The sequence below is a fragment of the Pedobacter sp. Leaf194 genome (assembly GCF_001423945.1).
GTDB lineage: Bacteria > Bacteroidota > Bacteroidia > Sphingobacteriales > Sphingobacteriaceae > Pedobacter.
In genome coordinates this window covers 161,089-179,502 of sequence record NZ_LMPU01000008.1, presented here as the reverse complement: position 1 = coordinate 179,502, position 18,414 = coordinate 161,089, and the positions used below count along the sequence as shown (strand labels likewise).

The following is an 18,414-nucleotide window of genomic DNA, read 5'->3' as shown; positions in this document are numbered from 1 at the left end:
ACGGTTTCAATCATTGTTCATATCGTCTATTCTTGCTTAACTGTTAGCCTTCGGGAGCGCATTTCAGCAGAAACGCAGGGTCGACCTGCCATTCACCTATAGTATCTTGCTAACTCGAAAATAAATCGATCATTGGTGCATCCGGGCGGGCAAGTTGCTCATAGGCCTGAGTGACTTTACCCTTCAGGCCGGTATCCGCTGCTATCCCTGATGCAGCAACTGGTCGAATCATAGTTATTTATTTTTCAAGCAAACGGATAAAAAGGCTGCGAATCTCGCATGCCCCCGCTTGCTGCGTACGCATAATGGATCCGCTCGCGATTCCACCCTCCGGGACTTATAGTACTCCGCCGCTCGGGGCATTGCGGAAGTTCTGGCTTTCTTTTTTTCCGTTTTTTCTTTTGAAAAATTTCTTGCGAAGGGCGGTCGAAAAGAGATCAACTAAATAATTTTTTTCACTAAAAAAATCCGAAAATGGAAATTACAGGAAGATTGACCGCTGATGCAGTAGTCAGAACAGTAAAACAGGACAAAAAAGTAGTGGGTTTCACCATCGCACTAAACGAAAGCTACCGCTCGGGCGAGAAGCGCAAACAAATCACAACCTACATCGAATGTGCCTACTGGCGCAATGAAGGGATAGCAGAATACCTTAAAAAAGGAAATGTGGTGCAAGTCTATGGCCGCATTGGCGTCAATGCCTACCTCTTTGGTAATAACGAAGCGAAAGCCACCCTTACTTTCCACGTCTCGGAAATCAAACTTTTTGGTGGGTTATCCAGTGCGAACAACAATACCCAAAATATCGCGGCAGTCCAAACCAGTCAAAGCGAAAAAATTGACAGCAACGCTGATATCGAAGGTGATCTGCCTTTCTAACATTTCAATTCATCCACTCAAAAACAAAAACAATGGCACATAACTTAAATTATAACAGCAATACAGGCAGGCACAGTTTTTTCTCGGTAAAAGAAAAAGCATGGCACGGACTCGGCACAGTCGTGCAAGACTACCCAACCTCGGCCGAAGCAATGAAGTTTGCGGGACTTGATTATACCGTAGAGAAAAGGCCGCTCTTTACCTGCGATGGCACCCAAATGCTAATCGGGCAGGAATTGCAAGGACAGGGGATAGGATTTGACGGGACAAAAGACATCTCTATACCCAGCCACTCCGCCACAGTACGCACCGATAACGATGCTGTATTGGGCGTGGTGGGCAAAGATTACCACGTGGTGCAAAACACCGATGCCTTTTCATTTTTTGACAGCATCGTGGGCGGTGGAGAAGGTATTTTATACGAAACCGCAGGCGCACTCGGCAAAGGGGAACGTATTTTTATTACCGCCAAACTCCCTTCCCATATCCGCGTAGGCAAAGACGACCTGATAGAACAGTATTTATTCCTGACAACCTCTCATGATGGGTTCGGCAGCATTACAGCGGCATTCACCCCCGTGCGCATCGTGTGCAACAATACCCTCAATGCCGCAATGAAAACTTCCCGCAACGCCATCCGGATTCGCCATTCTTCGGGCGCATCAGACCGCCTGTCCCACGCGCATACCCTCATGGGCATTTCCTCCAGGCTTGGCGAAGAAATGGAGCAGCTTTTCAACCATTGGGCCAAAGTGCGTATAAGTGATCCCGAACTAAAAAAACTGATTCAGTTAGCGATGGCGCCAAATAGGGAAGTACTGGATAAACTCGAAAAAGGCATCGAAGATGAGGCATCCGCATGTTACCGAAATATTGTAGAAGAGGTGTTCAGCTATGCGATGGGCAATCCATCGCAGGAACTGGAAACCACCAAAGGAACGATCTTCGGTGCATACAATGCCGTAACGGGCTATTTTCAGAATGTACGCAGATTCAGGGACGATGAGGCAAAATTTCGCTCCATCACCGAAGGAACCGCAAGGTTAAGGGCGCAGACCGCCTTCGATCTCTGCGCCGCTTTTTCCAAAAACAATTAAATCCATAGCCATTCAATTTATTCACCCCGGGGCAGGTTTCCTGCCCCATAAAAATAATTACCATGAGCATTTTAGCTGAAAATACCGAGCGCAAAGCGATTCTTGGAATTGCAAAACTCCTCCGCCATTTTTCCCGTTTTGATTTCCTTTTGCTGTGCGCCGAGGATGCGCAGGCATTAAGGCAGGCAGAAAACCTGCTGAAAGGCATTGTCGAAACCAATGGCTACACCACCCGCTTTTCAAAAACACGTGGCACAGGGATTCTGAAATTTAAACCTTAAATTGTGAAAATGAATTTTTCATGGTACTTGACAGTCTCTATCCAGTAGGCGAATGGAAATTCAGCATCTCCCCAAAGGCAACTGAGATGTACCTTTCTGTCTTGTTGCACAATGAGGGACAGGGAAGAAACGTTCCATGGTTTTTTCGGGTCTGTGCATGCCTGCTTTGGTAAATGTCCATGCAGACCTATCCCTATACAGGCTTTGCCTTAACTTAGAGGATTCACACTTTGACCAGTAAAAATGGATTATTGGTTCAATTAGAATTTTTAGCCTCAAGGCGTTCATCAGGCAGGAAGCCTCGCGTCCGTCGGACACTCGGCTGGGCTATTACATTTCAATGGTATGAAACTGCCTGATGCAAATTAAGGCTCAATACAATTATTGTCTTTTAAGACGAATTTGTCCTAGATGTAACAAAAGAAATAGATATGGTCAAGAAATGGCATTAAAACAGTACTATGTTATATAAAAAGCTGTTTTTCTGGGATGGTATCTCTTTTTTTTTTATTAAGCTTAGATTATTTTCCTTTAAATAATCTAAATTTGAATTTTAAATTAATCAAATTTTCTAGCCGAAATGATAACGTGCGTTGTTATAGATGATGAACAGTCTTCAATAGATGATATTACTATTTTAATTGAAAATCTTCCAATGTTTAAAATAGTGAAATCATTTACAAATCCTTTAGAGGCTCTAAATTATTTTAAATCGAATGAGCTAGATTTAGTGTTTATTGACGTGGATATGCCACTATTAAATGGCGTTGAATTATCTAAGTTGATTCGCTCTAAAACAAAAAAGCTTGTTTTCACAACGTCTCATTCCAAATATGCTCTTGATGCTTTTAAAGTGAGTGCTGACGATTTTTTACTAAAACCTTTTAGCTTTGCGGAAGTCTTGAAAACAACGGAAAAACTTTTTCCAGAATCGGCATTACATACGGCAGGCAAGTCAAAATCTCTGGATGATTTTCTGTACATTAAAAACAAAGAGGCAAATTTAAAACTAATTAAAGTAGACTTTGATGATATCGTGGCGATTGAAAGTCTTTTGAATTATGTAAGAATACATACCCTGAAAAATAAACTTGTGACACATATTAGTCTTAAGGAAGCTAAGGAAGTCTTTCGAGACAGACCAGAATTTGTTCAACTTCACCGTAGTTTTATTATCTCTAAAAAGCACATTTCAATTATTGATGGAAATACGCTAACGATGAGTTCAGGGGCGAAATTTACGATTGGAGACAGTTACCGAGACATTTTAAGTGAGTTTGTGTCAAAAAAAATGTTTAAACCCATTTCGAAAAAATAGAAATGGGTTTAAACATCAGTGGTTTTGTAATAAGCCAGTTAAAGTACTTGTTAAGGTGCCCATCGTTGGGTCGCAGGCTGCGGTACTTCCAGTTGTGAATTTGCCTGCCGAACGCTTAGATTTGAATGTAAACATAACCCTTTTCTGAATTTTTATAAGTTTCATAACGTTTATTTTCCGAAACTTAAAAAGCGTCAAAATCAGAAAGAAAAAATTTGGATGGATAGGCTTAGAAATGATATGAAAGGGGGTATTTTTTAGATTATGAAGATGCTTTTAGTTTTTTGGAAGGGATACAGGTTACATATATTATTGTGGGCGATTTACATCATTTATGAGTCAGTTTTAATTGGGGTTTTCTACCAGAAGTTTGGAAAATTTGAGAACTATGCGTCCCACTTTAGCCTAAATATAGCCCTGTTTTATGTTCATTCTTGGGTTCTTAGTAAGGTTAAATTTTTAAAAAATAAAGATTATCTGTTAATCTTACTGATTGCTGCAATCGAAATCGTTGCATATATCCCACTATTAGCTCAATTCAACCAATGGCTTACAGATTTCAACCAGCCCACACCTGGTAGCGCATTGGGTATTGACCACCGTTTTATTTTAGGGGCGATTTATCGGTCGCTCTATTTTATTTTATTTTCAACAGGTTTTTGGTTTCTGAATCGATTTTTAAAAGAGAAGCAGCTGACTCAAAAATTGGAAAAAGGGCGTTTAGAAGCCATTATTGGACAGCAATCTACTAAAGCTGAACTAGCTATTGCTGAAAATGCATTTATAAGGGCTCAGATAAATCCGCATCTTCTATTCAACACGCTAAATTTTGTTCACAGAAGAATAAAGACGACTGACTCAGAAGCGGGTGAGCTGATCCTTTTATTGGCGAAAATGATGCGATACTCGATTGGACTAAATCAAACAGAACAAACTTCCCCACTTATCGATGAAATCCTTCAGGTTGAAAATCTTATTAATTTATTCCAAATTAAGGAAAGTTATTCTTTAAGCATTCATTTTGATTACCAAGAAAATTTGTTAAATCAACGAGTTATTCCACTAGCACTTTTAACGTTGAGCGAGAACGTTTTCAAACATGGTGTTTTGGATGACCATAGAAATCCTGCTAGCATTTCAATATCCTTAGTAAAAAACACCATAATAATAAAAACTATAAATAAGATTATAAAAAAATCTGATGCCCTGAGTACCAACACCGGGTTGAAGAATCTAAACTTCAGGCTTGTCCATGTATATGGTGATACATTTAATTATTCACATTCAGAAATTGATGGCACATTTTATACAACACTTGAGCTTCCCACGATTGAAACCCCACCAACTGACATTACGTTCTCTAAAATTGCTCAACAGTCCTAAAAGATTGTTGAAAAATGCTTAACGCATATTCTTGTATAAAAAAATATCCGATGCTGTTTTCAGTGTTTACTTAGCGGTTGTCATGAAACTACCACGAACGAACCGTTAATTAAGTCTAATTTGCGTTTTTTCACACATCAAGGTAATCAAAGCGATACCCGACATTTGTAAAAAAACTTCCGATCTGGGATTGATCCAGGAAGGTTAACGTTGCTTCCTCTGGTTCATTACCGCATAGTTGATACTCAATACTTGCATATCTCAATTAGTATAACAAAATATTTCAATAATTATTTGTTGAAAAATAGTTAGAACGGCAACATTATTTTTTTAAGCTTAATCCCCAATAATAACCTTATCATAACATAAATCCTACTTTCTATATAAAATGCTATTATCTGTGTGAATTCGTTTCCACTTTAGTATAATAAAAATATAATTAAACGCTCAAATGATATCATCAAGGTTTTATTCAAATAACTCCACATGGGTAACATTCAGAATCTTACAAATTTTAAATATACAAGCAAATTCATTTACAGTTAAGAAGATCATCGAAAGTCACCCCGATTTTTCAAGTTTACTGTCAATAAGTGATACCCTCCAAGAATTTAAAGTTAAGAGTACAGCGTTTCTCGTAAAGAAAGAAGAATTTAACTCCAAAGGCTTATCTTTTCCTTTCATTGCTCATCTTCCGGAAAATGGAGGGGAATTTGTGATTGTAAATAAAATCGTTGACGAGAATGTTCATCTTGAAAATCAAAAAAATGGAAAATTTGAGATTCCCCAATTTGAATTTATTAATAAGTGGGAAGGAGTTTCTTTATATCCTACAATTTCAGAGAAAAGTGCAGAGAGAGATTATCGCGTTAACCAAGTAAAGAATTTATTCTATTACAGTAAGTTTGTTGGTTTGATGATTCTGCTGACAAATATTTTTTATTTGCTTATAGCTGATAAATTTTTTTTTTACGATAATAATTTAGCACTGGGATTAAAACTAGGAGGAATAGTAATTACTTCAGTTTTACTATTTAAAAGTGTATCCTTCAATAATCCATTAGTAAATATGGCTTGCGGTATTTTAAAAAATGGCAACTGTGATTCAGTTTTAACAAGCCCCGCTTCAAGGCTAACTTCTTGGCTATCTTGGAGTGAAGTAGGCTTTTATTATTTTTTTGGAACCTTTTTATGTCTGGTAATAAACCCTGAGCTAGAACTTATTGTTAAACTAATAAATTTGCTTAGTCTTCCTTACACAGTTTATTCGATCAGATATCAGTTTAAGAATAAGTCTTGGTGTATTTTATGCTGTGGGGTGCAAATCGTCCTTTGGCTCGAAGCGTGGAATTTCTCATTATCGAGCCATGCAGCTACTCAATTAAATCTAAGAATTTTTCTAGAAGTTCTTTGGTCATTCTCAATTCCTGTTGTTTTTTGGTCAGGACTTAAATTAATCTCTATCAAATCGCAAGAAGTAGTTTCATTAACAAAGCAACTTAATAAAATTAAGTTCAATACTCCACTATTCATTGATGCAATAAGTAAGGAACCTAAAAATGTAGTTGATCAAGCAATTTTCCCTATAGTTATCGGAAATTCAAAGGCGCAAACCACAGTAACAATCGTGAGCAACCCATACTGTCGACCTTGTGCAGAGGCTCACATCTGGCTCAGCAATTGGCTTGAAGGCAGAAATGATATTAAAATAGAGATCATTTTTGCGGTAACTGATAATAAAAATGATGTGAGGAATATCGTTGCAAAACATATGATTGCTTTGAGTCGAATGAAAGATCCAGAGGTGATGAGGGCCGCTATTGACGAGTGGTATAAGAAACAAACTAACAATTATGAAAATTGGATAAACAGGTATCCGGTTAATTATGAATTAGACGCAAATGAAGTTATTAAAGCACATCGAAAATGGTGTAATAGTGCAAATATTACTTCTACGCCAACAATTTTAATAAACGGACAGAAGCTACCAGAACCCTTTATTTTAAGTGATATTAAGTATTTGATAAATTAAAATCTTCATTTATGTTGCCAAAAATTGTACATCAGATCGTTGGGGAAAAAAAAAATTATGTTGTCCAAAGATGCTTAGCTTCATGGGAAGCACTGTTTGAGGAGGGTTTTGAGATAAAAATTTGGACAGATAAATCCATTGAAGTTTTTATCAAAAAGAACTTTCCTTTTGCACTTGAGTCGATAAAAAGGGCAAGAAACCATGCCGAAGCGTCTGATATTTTTAGGTATTTGGTTGTATTTCACTATGGTGGTCACTATGTCGATTGGGATATTCAGCTATTAAACAAAAGCTCATTCCTGGATTTGTGTGCTTCTAAACCAAACGGATATTTATTGGTTGATAACACTGACGGTAGTTTAGCCTCAGAATGTTTTGCAGCGTGTGCAGGAGAAGATTTCTTGTTTTATTTGGCAAAAGATATCGTTCAGCTTTTTGTAAATGGAGAGAGAGATCTCTTAAATACTCTAAATTATTCTGGTCCATTTCGTATGCGCGATGTTCTTCAGAAATATCAAAATTCGAGGCAGGATATCACTCCTATCAAGGACGTATTCTTGTACGACTACCATGAAATAAAAACGATGCCAGAAAGACTTGATATAAGGCCAATGATCCATTATTGGCTTCATTCGTGGCTTCCTAATAAAAACATTTGTACAAGTGCGGTCATGCCTGTTGCAACTAGGCATAATCAAATAACGAGCATGTAGTTAAAAATTCATGCGAACGCAACATAGCCCGTTCCGAAAAGGCTATTCAACCTAAAAAAAATGTTATGAAACTAAATGAAATTTCTCAAAGTCAAATCTTCTCCCGTGATGAATTAAAAGCTATAAGAGGTGGCGACGGTTACTATGGGGATGTAGATGGCTATATGGCTTGTCGTGATTCTAACCAAGACCTTCTAGCGGGAATTAATGTTACTAATTGCGACGTAGAAAATTGGGACTATTATTGCCAAAACTACGGTAGCTATGACAAGAATAAGTCGAATTGTAATGTGATCGGCTCTTAAAAAAAATGATGGCTCGGTTTCATACCAGAGTCATCATTATTTACTTTATTAAAATGAAACTAATGAAACTGGTTGTGAACAGACACATTTTATTTATAATAATAATGACACTTGCGATTGTGAACCACTCTATGGGGCAAGGAAACGTCACACTAAGTATTCAAGACAACGTCGAAGGCAAACTAAAAACATCGTTAAATTTTATTATAGAATCCAAACTGTTTGAGCCACTTGTCGAAAAGCCATCAAAACTCAGCGCTTCTCTAAACGCAGTTGGAAATTTGAATATTACAGGGCTAAAAAAGGTAACAGTAGTCACATGCGCTTTATCAAATCAACTCCCTTTTCAAGTCTTGATGTCACCAGGAGATTCTTTAGGGCTGGTGATATCATCAAACGGTGATAGCAAAAATAGATTGAGTTTCACTTTTACAGGTAAAAATGCAATTCGTTACAATTTTAAATCTTTAAGAGATTCCTTATTGATGACTAAAAAATTGAAAAATGTCAATTCAGCAGAGGCTCTTTTTAAGGCAGTGGACAGTATCGATGCAAAAAATAACAAACTCATAGATACTTATTTCGAAATTGAAAAAGATCAATTTTTGTATGATTATTTATATGCCATTAATAAGGCCAGGGCTTTTGTTGTAATCTATAACGAAGCAAAAAACAACCGTATATCTTTCGAACCAAAAGATTTCAATATTATAAACAAATATTTCCCTAAAACCGAGAAGCATCTTGAAGAGTTACTTGTAACAACAAATGATTACGTATACTCAATGAAATTGGCCAGTCAGATTCTATCTGATCGGAAACCTAACGAAAACACACTTTTGAGAAAAACAAAGGTTATAGATTCAGCATTTCGATCACCGTTGAAAAATATTTTATTAGCCAACTCTTATTATAAATATTCAAATAGTTCCTCCTCTAATGAAAAAGGTATTGAAATTGGAAATAACTGGTATCGAAAATATAAAGACAAACTTGGCGACAGTAGCTACAATAATTTTATAGATCAAGGATATTATATTGCTAATCTGATAAACAAAAACCTGCCGGATTCAATCTTAAATCTTAGTTTTTTTTCCAGTGAAAACAAACCCATCAAATTGAGGGAAATTTTATCTAAATATAACAATTCTGCGATAGTACTTGATCACTGGGCTACTTGGTGCGGCCCATGCATATTCGAGTTCAAGGCAGGAAACGAAAATGTCAGACAGGCACAGGTTAAGGGGGTAAAGTTCATCTATATATCTCTTGATTTGGATAGCAAGGTGTCTCAGATGAATAAGTTGATTAAAGAGTATGATTTGGATTCTTATCGGCTTGATAAAAAATCCACAAGTGCTTATTCAAAATATTTTAACATCGGGGAAATTCCGAGATATATTTCCCTCAACAGCCTTGGGGAAGTTAAGAACATAAATTTACCCCGGCCAAGTTCCCGTGAGTTTCCTCAGGCAATGAAAACATTATCTTCTGAAACTAAGTAAGCCTTGAAAAGCTTTTTTAAGGTAAATGGGTCTCAGCTAATTTAAGACAATAGATTTGAATTCCTCTATCGAACTTCCCTTATAATGAATTGAAAAAATATCTGATATGGTTGCTGCCATTGTTAACGATATTTTGATTCGATTAAGAAATTGGGAACAATCATTTATTGAGCTTTAACGATTAACCAATTACTACAAAAGACTAACAGTGAAAAAAATTCCCTTCTATAAACAGGCTAACCAAAAGGATTGTGGCCCGACTTGCTTAAAAATGATTTCAGCTTTTCATGGAAAAATAATTTCAACAGAAAAACTAAGGCAAGAATCTGGGATTAGCAGAGATGGAGTTTCTCTTTTGGGTATTAGTGAAGCAGCTGAAAAACTTGGTTTTAGAACAACAGGCGCTAAGATTACAGTTGCACAACTTAAGGAAATTGAGTTACCGGTCATACTCCATTGGCAACAAAGTCATTTTGTTGTATTGGAACGAATACAAAAAAATAATTTTATTATAATAGATCCGGCAAAAGGCAGGTTGCATTACAGTGAAACAGAATTTTTGAGTTACTGGATATCAATAAGCGGAAGTGTCTTCCAAGAGGGTATAGTCTTAACTTTGAGCCCAACACCTGATTTTTATAATCAGCCAAGTGAAGAAGTAAAACACTTGGAGCTAAGTTACCTTTTTAAATACTTACTGCAATATAGACAGCTCATTTTACAACTTTTTGCAGGACTAGCTATTGGCAGTCTATTACAACTTGTTCTTCCATTCTTAACCCAGTCTATCGTTGACATAGGAATTAATACGAGAGATATAAACTTTATATACATTATCCTAATTGCTCAAACAATGCTTTTCATGGGAAGGATGAGTGTTGATTTTTTGCGTTCATGGATACTCCTACATATTAGTGCCAGGCTCAACATCTCCATTTTAACAGATTTTCTCTTTAAGCTAATGAAATTACCAATAAGTTATTTTGATACTAAAATGACCGGAGATATAATGCAAAGAATGAATGATCAAAAGCGTATCGAAAGTTTTTTGACAGGCCCGACTTTAGGAATTCTCTTTTCGTTTCTCAATTTAATTGTTTTTACAGTTGTACTCGTCTATTATAATACTGACATATTTCTAATCTTCTTGTTAAGTAGTATACTATATAGCTTATGGATTCTTTTCTTTCTAAAGAAGAGACGAACTCTAGATTTTAAACGGTTTGATATTTCATCAAAAAACCAAAGTACTATTGTTCAACTTATTGCTGGTATGCAAGAAATTAAATTGAATAATTGTGAGCAACAGAAAAGATGGGAGTGGGAACGAATTCAAGCTAGGCTTTTCCGTTTCAATATTAAGACTCTCGCCTTGGGGCAATATCAACAAGCGGGAACATTTTTTATAAATGAAGGCAAAAACATTCTGATCACATTTTTAGTTGCAAAATCAGTAATTGATGGCGAATTAACACTTGGAGGGATGATGGCAGTCCAATATATCGTGGGCCAACTAAACAGCCCTATAGAACAGATGCTAACTTTCTTGCAGCAGTTACAGGATGCCAAAATCTCTCTCGAACGCCTAAATGAAATCCGTGAAATGGATGATGAGGAATCATCCGACAAAACATTTAGCAAGACTTTACCAACGGACAAAACAATAAGTATAGATAATTTATCATTTACTTATCCTGGGACAGGAAATAGCCCTGTACTTTCAAACATTGATCTAAAGATCCCAGAAGGGAAAACGACCGCAATCGTAGGCATGAGCGGAAGTGGTAAGACTACACTCATAAAAATTTTGTTAAGATTCTACGAGCCGCAAATAGGCGAGATCAAAGTTGGGCAAAGCAATTTGTCAGGTATTAGTTATAAGTTTTGGAGAGGTAAATGTGGAATAGTAATGCAAGAAGGTTTCATCTTTTCTGATAATATCGCACGAAATATTGCTGTCGGAGATGAATATCCTGATTTATCTAAATTAACGCACGCCATAAAAGTTGCAAATATAACTGATTTCATCCAAAGCCTGCCGTTGGGCCTAAACACTATTATTGGCGCAGAGGGAAATGGTATAAGTCAGGGTCAAAAGCAAAGAATTTTGATTGCTAGATCGGTTTATAAGAATCCAGATTATATTTTTTTCGACGAAGCGACAAATGCACTAGACTCCAATAATGAATTGATTATCATGGAGAATTTACAGAGCTTTTTTTCCGGTAGAACTGTTGTCGTTGTTGCACATCGCTTAAGTACGGTAAAAAATGCTGATAATATTATTGTTTTAGATAAAGGTAGAATTATTGAACAGGGCTCACACATCGAGCTCACTGAAGCAAAAGGTAGTTATTTTAGATTAGTGAAAAATCAATTAGAGCTTGGCTCATAATTAGAATTATGGCATTTAATAGAAAGCCTGACAAGTTCAGCAACTTAATCGACGAAAGAGTTCAATACCCACTTGGCGAGAGCTTGGAATGGCGCCAAACCGAAGAACTGGAGGAAATTATTACCGCTGTTCCTAATTGGATATTAAGGCGCGGGATGATGCTTTTATTTACAGTTTTAGTCGGCTTTTTCATTCTTTCCTCAGTCATTCAATATCCTGATGTTATTAAAACAGACTTGGTTATCAACAGTTTAAATTCGCCTAAAACTGTATTGGCGCGACAAAATGGAAAGCTTGCACGACTCCTTGTCGTTGAGGGGCAAAACGTTAACGCTGACCAACCAATTGCCTATCTTGAAAGTATTGCCTCGCCAGTCGATGTATTTAGGCTGAATCAAATTCTTTTAGGTTTTGAATCAGCTTTGGAAAACTCAAAGGCGGATGAATTAATAATACCTGAAAATCTGAAATTAGGAGAGCTGCAAAGTAGTTTTCAAAACTTTTATAATCAATATTTGGAATACAGATCTACTCAAAGTGATGGCTACTATATTAACAGACTTAATTTTTTAAAGAAGGAATTAGAAGTGGTAAATTCACAAAAAAAACAAATTATTACCGAACAATCAATCCAAAAAAAGCAGTATCTGAATCAAAAAGAAGAATATGAAGCTTACTTAAAGCTTTATAACAACAGGGTAATTTCCAGAAGCGAATTCGTTCAACAGGAGAATAAATTTCTTGCCTCACAATACCCACTTCAACAAAGTGAAAATTCTTTGTTGAATAATGATGGAAGTTTGACAATTAAAAGAAAAGAATTATTGGAACTCCAACGTACTATTTCTGAAAACAAATCAAAATTCTTTCAGGCTCTCCATCAAATTCTCTCAGACGTTAACTTGTGGATTACTAGCCATGTGCTAACTGCTCCGGTAAAAGGCAAAATAAATTTTGCGGGCATCGTTCAGGAAAATCAAAATGTAACTGTAGGACAAGAATTATTTATCATCAACCCTGGCAATACAAATTTTTTTGGTATGATTCAAATTCCACAATATAGCATGGGGAAGATTAATAAGGGCGAAAAAACTTTGATTAAAATGAAAAGTTATCCCTATGAACAATATGGCATGATTAGAGGACATATTGATTACATCTCCGAAGTTGCTTATAAGGACAGCGTATTTCTAGCAAAGGTGTATTTTGAAGAATTCGAAAACAAAGATAAGAGTAGGAAAATTATACTAAAAAACGGCATGCACGCCGATGCCGAAATAATTACAGATAATAGCTCATTACTACGACGTTTCTACAGAAATCTCTTGAAAGTCATTAACAGATAGGTAGTATCATGTCCTAAAGTATTCTTAGATAACTGCGGTTCTGTAACTAATGCTCCAATCAGCATGGCAGAACATCAGATACTTACTAGCTACCAGTAAGCTAAAAGGATGTTAACAACAAGCGATTGTTTTTGCTAATCTTGGTCTAATGCTGTATGCGGTAATTATTGTGTAAAGCTCATAAATTGAAGCAATAATGTAAGTATCTATTCCCATAGTTTTTGGACAAATGGAATTGCAAATCCTATTGAAGTATAGAAAAAAAATTCTATCCAACCGTACCCGAAAAATATACCATTGAATTTAGTATGTGTGTAAATGTTATCACCCGTGAAAGTAGCCGAGTCATATTTATCAGTAAAATGAACAGACGGCCAAAAGGCGGGCGTATATTCATCACTTTTAAATAAATAAAATTTTCGCAATGTAAAGTGTTTGGTCTTCCAACCATTAATAATTTCAGTTTTTTCTGTTCTCCCAAAAATCATTTCACCTCGTATGTCAGCAAGATTTACTATTAGTGCTACAGAATTGATTATTAGCCAAATCTTTATTAATCTTTTCTGATTACTTGAATATGAAAATTTTTTCATGGTTAAAGCTAATAATAAAACAATAACAATAAGGTCACCCATTTGTTATGCGATTTATATTGGGAATAGCTCAATTTCGTCGTTTAGAACCATTCGGACTGGATTAAACCAATCTGGTTGACCCCGTTCCATCAGGCCTATAATGGCAAGATTATTTATTATTTTTAATTCAAGTTTTATTTCCGGCGGTACGAGGTTTGCGAGTTGCGGTTTGTCCAATTAATGATTGAAACAAATTTAATTTCTGGTGAGACGGGTCAATCAGGTGCAGTCTATTTTGCGCATTTGTAAATTTGCGAGTTGGGTCGAATATTTGGTTATCATCTTTACCAGAAAACCCAAACCGCTCTCATTCATATTTGCCAAGTTTTTGTGTTCTAAATTTTTAGTACAACGGTTGCGACTTTTCCGAAAAACTAAATTTTTATATAAATCCCTTGCTCTTTAAGTCATCGACAATTGGCCCAAGAACCTGTAAGAAAGCACTTAAGTGTTCAAAGTATTCCTCCGAGAGGGTACCGCCTAAAATAGCTAACAATCTGATTGTTAGCTATTTATCTTTCTTGAATTGTTGCATTTTAGTATTATCTCGCTTATTTTTCAGCTTTCTAATTTTTTAATATTTTGATCTTCAAGCGCTTATAAATCTATGTTTTTTAGGTTTTTTAAATTAGTTTTTTCTATGGTTTTGATAGACAACTAATTAAGATTTCTGTTGTTCTTACTCAAAATTAGATGAATACTAATAACCTTAGGCATCAACTTTAGAACACTTTTGTTTCATTTTTGGAGTTGAATTTTAAAATTTCATACATAATCTTGCGTATCGAGCCTATAAAGTTACAGTCTTCGATGGCGTTAATTTCAATTTCTGTCAATGTCGGTTTTCTTAACGCTCTTCTTATTTGTGTAACATTCGTTTTCCTATTGCAGCCATTACTTAACATCTCATTTGTTGATTTTATCACCAGTAGCTTTTTTATACCTGCTTTTTTAAGATTATTTTGTAGGAGCTCATTAAAATAACAAGAAGTAAATACTCCTTGGTCCCATGTTTAGTAATCTTTAAATATCATCTTAACCAAAAAATGCTTTTGTAGGGTATCGGATCTTCTATACAATTTGTAGAAATTGAATCTGCCAGACTTAAATACCTTCAATACATTTTCAATATATACTTTGTCGAGCAATAGGTTATTAGACATACTTTCGATGAGATTTTTTTCAGTTTTAAACTCTTCTCTGCATCTATGATATACGGAAACTGAAATTTGGTCAGCTATGAATTTTTGGTCTAACTTTATAGTCTTTTCTTTTAGATGTCGAAGCTGCCTTGTTTTTTCTTTGTGTTTCTTGTTTTCGTCTTTTAATAGTTCATCTGATAAGCTTTGACAGCATCGTTGGAAATAATGATGGGATAAAATACGAAACCGCAGGAGCATTGGGAAAAGGAGAACGGATCTCTATTGGATAAACCAGAGTAATATTGACCCCGTCTCACCAGCAATAGATGCATTGTAGGTTTTTGATTATCAGAATATTTGTAAATTAGCGAGAAGGGGTGAAATTTATTGGTATGTCCAATATGATAGAAGATCTCTAATAATAATTCAAATATTCAAGTGAGCGGAAAAAGCCTTATGAACAAATTCAAAATCTAAATGGTATTTTGACTTAAACAAAAGGTGTTTCGACTAAATCCATCTTTCAATCATTTTTAACCTTTGTATCACATAAAATTACAAGTGTAGCAAAATGGAAAAAGTTAAGATTTACAAATCAGGAAGCCTTCCTACCACAAAACCACCAGAGATCAGTTTCACAGGTGAAGTTTTAATCAACAATTATTTTGAGTGCGAAAACCCAAGCAAACTAATTGTTGCCACTGTTTCCTTCAAACCTGGTTCACGCAGCCCCTGGAAAATAAACCCTCTTGGCCAAACGCTTATCATAATTAGTGGTATCGGTTGGGCACAATGCGGAGGTGAGGATGTATTTGAAATTAAAGCAGGAGACATCGTTCAATTTCCGGAAGGGAAGAGACATTGGGATGGCGCAACGCCTAGTCAAACACTTACTTACATCGCTATTCATGAATCTAAAAATGGAAACGCCGTGCGGTTTTTAGAAAAAGTAACGGATGAAGAGTATTCAAAAGGACATACTCTTCTCAATCAAAATCCTAACAAGTAATTTATTAAAAACAAAAGATAAGGCTCATGAAAGCAATCAGAATTAGTGAATTCGGACTACCGAAAGTAATGGAATTAAAAGAAATAGACAGGCCTATTCCTGAATCGGACGAAATTTTGGTGAAAGTTTATGCAAGCGGCATAAATCCTGTAGATCTTGTGGTACGTGCTGGTAGTAATGCTGCGTTAAGCTATAATCTCAATTTACCGATGACGCTTGGTTGGGACACAGCAGGAGTTATAGAAGAATTGGGAAATGAAGTGACCGGTTTTCAAAAGGGAGATGCCGTTTATGGGGTGCCAAATTTTCCCGGCGAGGGAAGTTATGCAGAATATGTTGCTGCAAAAGCATCACGATTTGCACTTAAACCATATAATATTTGTTTTAATGATGCAGCAGGAATTCCATTGGCTGCGCTTACTGCATGGACTGCGATGTTTGAATTTGGAAAATTAAAAATGGGACAACGTATTTTAATTCAAGGTGCATCAGGAAGTGTGGGTGGTTTTGCGGTTCAGTTTGCAAAATCAATAGGAGCCTATGTAATAGGAACTGCATCAGCAGATAGCTTTAATTATCTTAGAGAAATTGGCGCAGATGAATTGATTGATTACAAAACACAGAAATTTCAAGACTTAGTGAAGGAAGTTGATGTTGTTTTAGAGGTTTCATCGGTTCGCGATAACAATGAACGCATAAAATCTGTAAAAGTTTTAAAAAATAGTGGTATTTTGGTGAGTGTAAATACTGATTTTGCGTTTAATGAAGAAGTAATCCATGCACTTGACAAGAAGAATTGTAAAGGCGAACTTTCCGCCAACCAGGCAAGAACAGATTGGTTGGAAGAAATCGGTAGACTAATAGAATCAGGAAAGGTAAAAGTTCCACAAGGTAAAATATTTGCACTAAATGAGGCAGTTGAAGCTCATAATTTGATAGAAAGTAAATCTGTTAACGGAAAGTTAATATTGCAGGTAAGAGAACAAAGTTAATGAAGCGTATTAGAACCATCAGTGAATTCCACGAATATACAAATCTGCCAAAACCAGTCCATCCGCTGATTAGCGTAATAAATGTCGCAGATGCACTCCCGGATTCACACAGTAGTAACTCAGAGCTTTTGGTATTGGATTTTTATTCAATCGCTGTGAAAAGAATGCACAATGTAAAAGTAAAATACGGACAGCAACCGTTTGATTTTAATGAAGGTGTTATGTCTTTTATGTCGCCCAAGCAAGTGTTTAGCATAACCGCTGACAACAAAGATGAAGTTGTGAAAAAATCAGGTTGGGGTATTTACATCCATCCTGATTTTATCTGGAATACATCTTTGGCAAAGACGATCAATAATTATAATTTTTGGGATTATACACTAAATGAAGCTCTTTTTCTTTCCGAAAAGGAGGAGGCAACCATCAACCATATCATTCAAGATATTAGAAAGGAAATCCATTCCAACATTGACAAATTCAGCAAACATATTATTATCTCGCAGATTGAAACTCTTTTGAATTACGCGGATAGATTTTACAGCCGTCAGTTTATTACTAGAGAAAAAAGTAACCATCAAATATTGGAAGATTTTGAGATTTTAATAAACGATTATTTTAGCCGGGAAAATTTAATTGATGTAGGTTTGCCAACAGTTCAGTACATTGCCCAACAACTGAATGTTTCCCCGAAATATCTTTCCAGTTTATTTCAAATGCTGACCGGACAAACTACGCAGCAACTTATACATAGTAAACTGATTGAGAAAGCGAAGGAAAAATTATCTACATCACGACTTACGATTAGTGAAATCTCCTATTCACTGGGATTCGAACATATCCAGTCATTCAGCAAACTGTTTAAAACAAAAACAAATCTTTCGCCAAAAGAATTCAGGCAGGCGTTTAACTGAATAAAAAGACAACATCTTATGCAAAAACCAATTTAATACAACGCTGTTTACTGTCCGTGTGCAAGGGATTAAATTTATGGCTGCTAACTAAGTTAAGATTTTAGCCAACCGAGAGAAGAGGTCAATAAGTCATATACTTCCAGCATGCTGTATGCTTAAATCTATAGCATTTCTTGCATTTTTTTTACTTAGATATATCATTAAAAAGCTATCTTTCTTGAAAGGCACTTTTTTTCTGTTATCGGTGAGAAAAATTTATAGCTGAAAAAAACATGGATAGTTCAAATTTTAATCCCGTTTTCAACACAGTAACGAACTTGGAATGTCAATAATTATCGGATTTGAGACTGATATAAAAATCATTAGTTCGAAATCGTGACCAAGGGTCTGGGAGACCTGCTCGATAGGAGACCAACCTATATCATGAGGGATTGAACGAGATTTACAATTTTTGACTATCGATATTGACAA

The 18,414-nt window shown here is 35.9% G+C and carries 17 protein-coding genes; 14 read left to right on the top strand and 3 right to left on the bottom strand.

All coding sequences use genetic code 11. The features are described from left to right. Positions 1-109: 109 nt before the first annotated feature. On the bottom strand, positions 110-232 hold the full coding sequence (locus ASG14_RS20600; protein ID WP_255352784.1) for a hypothetical protein: 123 nt from the start codon (positions 230-232) through the stop codon (positions 110-112). A gap of 242 nt (positions 233-474) precedes the next feature. Here ASG14_RS20600 and ASG14_RS08400 point away from each other — a divergent pair, with 242 nt between their 5' ends. The 4 genes from ASG14_RS08400 (at position 475) to ASG14_RS08385 (ending at position 3,575) form a co-directional block, all read left to right on the top strand. Beyond that, positions 475-879, top strand: a complete 405-nt coding sequence (locus ASG14_RS08400) for a single-stranded DNA-binding protein (RefSeq protein ID WP_056870629.1) — start codon at positions 475-477, stop codon at positions 877-879. A gap of 32 nt (positions 880-911) precedes the next feature. Further along, positions 912-1,976: a DUF932 domain-containing protein gene (locus ASG14_RS08395; protein ID WP_056870628.1), complete on the top strand. Its 1,065-nt coding sequence runs from the start codon at positions 912-914 to the stop codon at positions 1,974-1,976. A 62-nt stretch (positions 1,977-2,038) separates the two neighbouring features. Beyond that, the gene (locus ASG14_RS08390) at positions 2,039-2,257 is read left to right on the top strand and encodes a hypothetical protein (RefSeq protein WP_056870627.1); all 219 of its coding nucleotides are present in this window, start codon (positions 2,039-2,041) and stop codon (positions 2,255-2,257) included. A gap of 580 nt (positions 2,258-2,837) precedes the next feature. Beyond that, entirely contained in the window at positions 2,838-3,575 is a 738-nt protein-coding gene (locus ASG14_RS08385; protein WP_056870626.1) for a LytTR family DNA-binding domain-containing protein, read from the top strand. Between the two features lie 15 nt (positions 3,576-3,590). Here ASG14_RS08385 and ASG14_RS20240 read toward each other — a convergent pair whose 3' ends face one another. Beyond that, on the bottom strand, positions 3,591-3,740 hold the full coding sequence (locus ASG14_RS20240; protein ID WP_157274877.1) for a hypothetical protein: 150 nt from the start codon (positions 3,738-3,740) through the stop codon (positions 3,591-3,593). A gap of 99 nt (positions 3,741-3,839) precedes the next feature. Between ASG14_RS20240 and ASG14_RS08380 the strand changes: the two genes are divergently transcribed. The 7 genes from ASG14_RS08380 to ASG14_RS08355 all read left to right on the top strand — a co-directional run bounded on the left by ASG14_RS08380 (position 3,840) and on the right by ASG14_RS08355 (position 13,254). Beyond that, positions 3,840-4,958, top strand: a complete 1,119-nt coding sequence (locus ASG14_RS08380; RefSeq protein ID WP_056870625.1) for a sensor histidine kinase — start codon at positions 3,840-3,842, stop codon at positions 4,956-4,958. A 451-nt stretch (positions 4,959-5,409) separates the two neighbouring features. Continuing rightward, positions 5,410-6,990, top strand: coding sequence for a cysteine peptidase family C39 domain-containing protein (locus ASG14_RS08375; RefSeq protein ID WP_056870624.1), 1,581 nt, complete (start codon positions 5,410-5,412; stop codon positions 6,988-6,990). Positions 6,991-7,001: 11 nt separating this feature from the next. After that, the gene (locus tag ASG14_RS08370) at positions 7,002-7,703 is read left to right on the top strand and encodes a glycosyltransferase family 32 protein (protein ID WP_056870623.1); all 702 of its coding nucleotides are present in this window, start codon (positions 7,002-7,004) and stop codon (positions 7,701-7,703) included. Positions 7,704-7,768: 65 nt separating this feature from the next. Continuing rightward, positions 7,769-8,008: a hypothetical protein gene (locus ASG14_RS20235; protein ID WP_157274876.1), complete on the top strand. Its 240-nt coding sequence runs from the start codon at positions 7,769-7,771 to the stop codon at positions 8,006-8,008. Positions 8,009-8,070: 62 nt separating this feature from the next. Next, positions 8,071-9,513: a thioredoxin-like domain-containing protein gene (locus ASG14_RS08365; RefSeq protein ID WP_056870622.1), complete on the top strand. Its 1,443-nt coding sequence runs from the start codon at positions 8,071-8,073 to the stop codon at positions 9,511-9,513. 208 nt (positions 9,514-9,721) lie between these two features. After that, complete coding sequence (locus tag ASG14_RS08360; protein ID WP_056870621.1) at positions 9,722-11,908, top strand: peptidase domain-containing ABC transporter; 2,187 nt, start codon at positions 9,722-9,724, stop codon at positions 11,906-11,908. 8 nt (positions 11,909-11,916) lie between these two features. Continuing rightward, entirely contained in the window at positions 11,917-13,254 is a 1,338-nt protein-coding gene (locus ASG14_RS08355; protein ID WP_056870620.1) for an HlyD family secretion protein, read from the top strand. A 206-nt stretch (positions 13,255-13,460) separates the two neighbouring features. Here the strand turns inward: ASG14_RS08355 and ASG14_RS08350 are convergent, their stop codons facing one another. After that, complete coding sequence (locus ASG14_RS08350) at positions 13,461-13,889, bottom strand: hypothetical protein (protein WP_056870619.1); 429 nt, start codon at positions 13,887-13,889, stop codon at positions 13,461-13,463. 1,713 nt (positions 13,890-15,602) lie between these two features. On the opposite strand from ASG14_RS08350, the gene ASG14_RS08340 reads away from it, so the two are divergent. From ASG14_RS08340 to ASG14_RS08330, 3 genes are read left to right on the top strand one after another with little or no spacing between them, the layout of a single operon-like run. Beyond that, a complete protein-coding gene (locus ASG14_RS08340) occupies positions 15,603-16,040 on the top strand; it encodes a cupin domain-containing protein (RefSeq protein WP_056870617.1) in 438 nt (145 codons plus the stop codon). A gap of 26 nt (positions 16,041-16,066) precedes the next feature. Next, positions 16,067-17,032, top strand: a complete 966-nt coding sequence (locus ASG14_RS08335) for an NADP-dependent oxidoreductase (RefSeq protein ID WP_056870616.1) — start codon at positions 16,067-16,069, stop codon at positions 17,030-17,032. Next, a complete protein-coding gene (locus ASG14_RS08330; protein WP_056870615.1) occupies positions 17,032-17,943 on the top strand; it encodes an AraC family transcriptional regulator in 912 nt (303 codons plus the stop codon). Before ASG14_RS08335 ends, ASG14_RS08330 begins: the two co-directional genes overlap by 1 nt. The last annotated feature ends 471 nt before the right edge of the window (positions 17,944-18,414 follow it).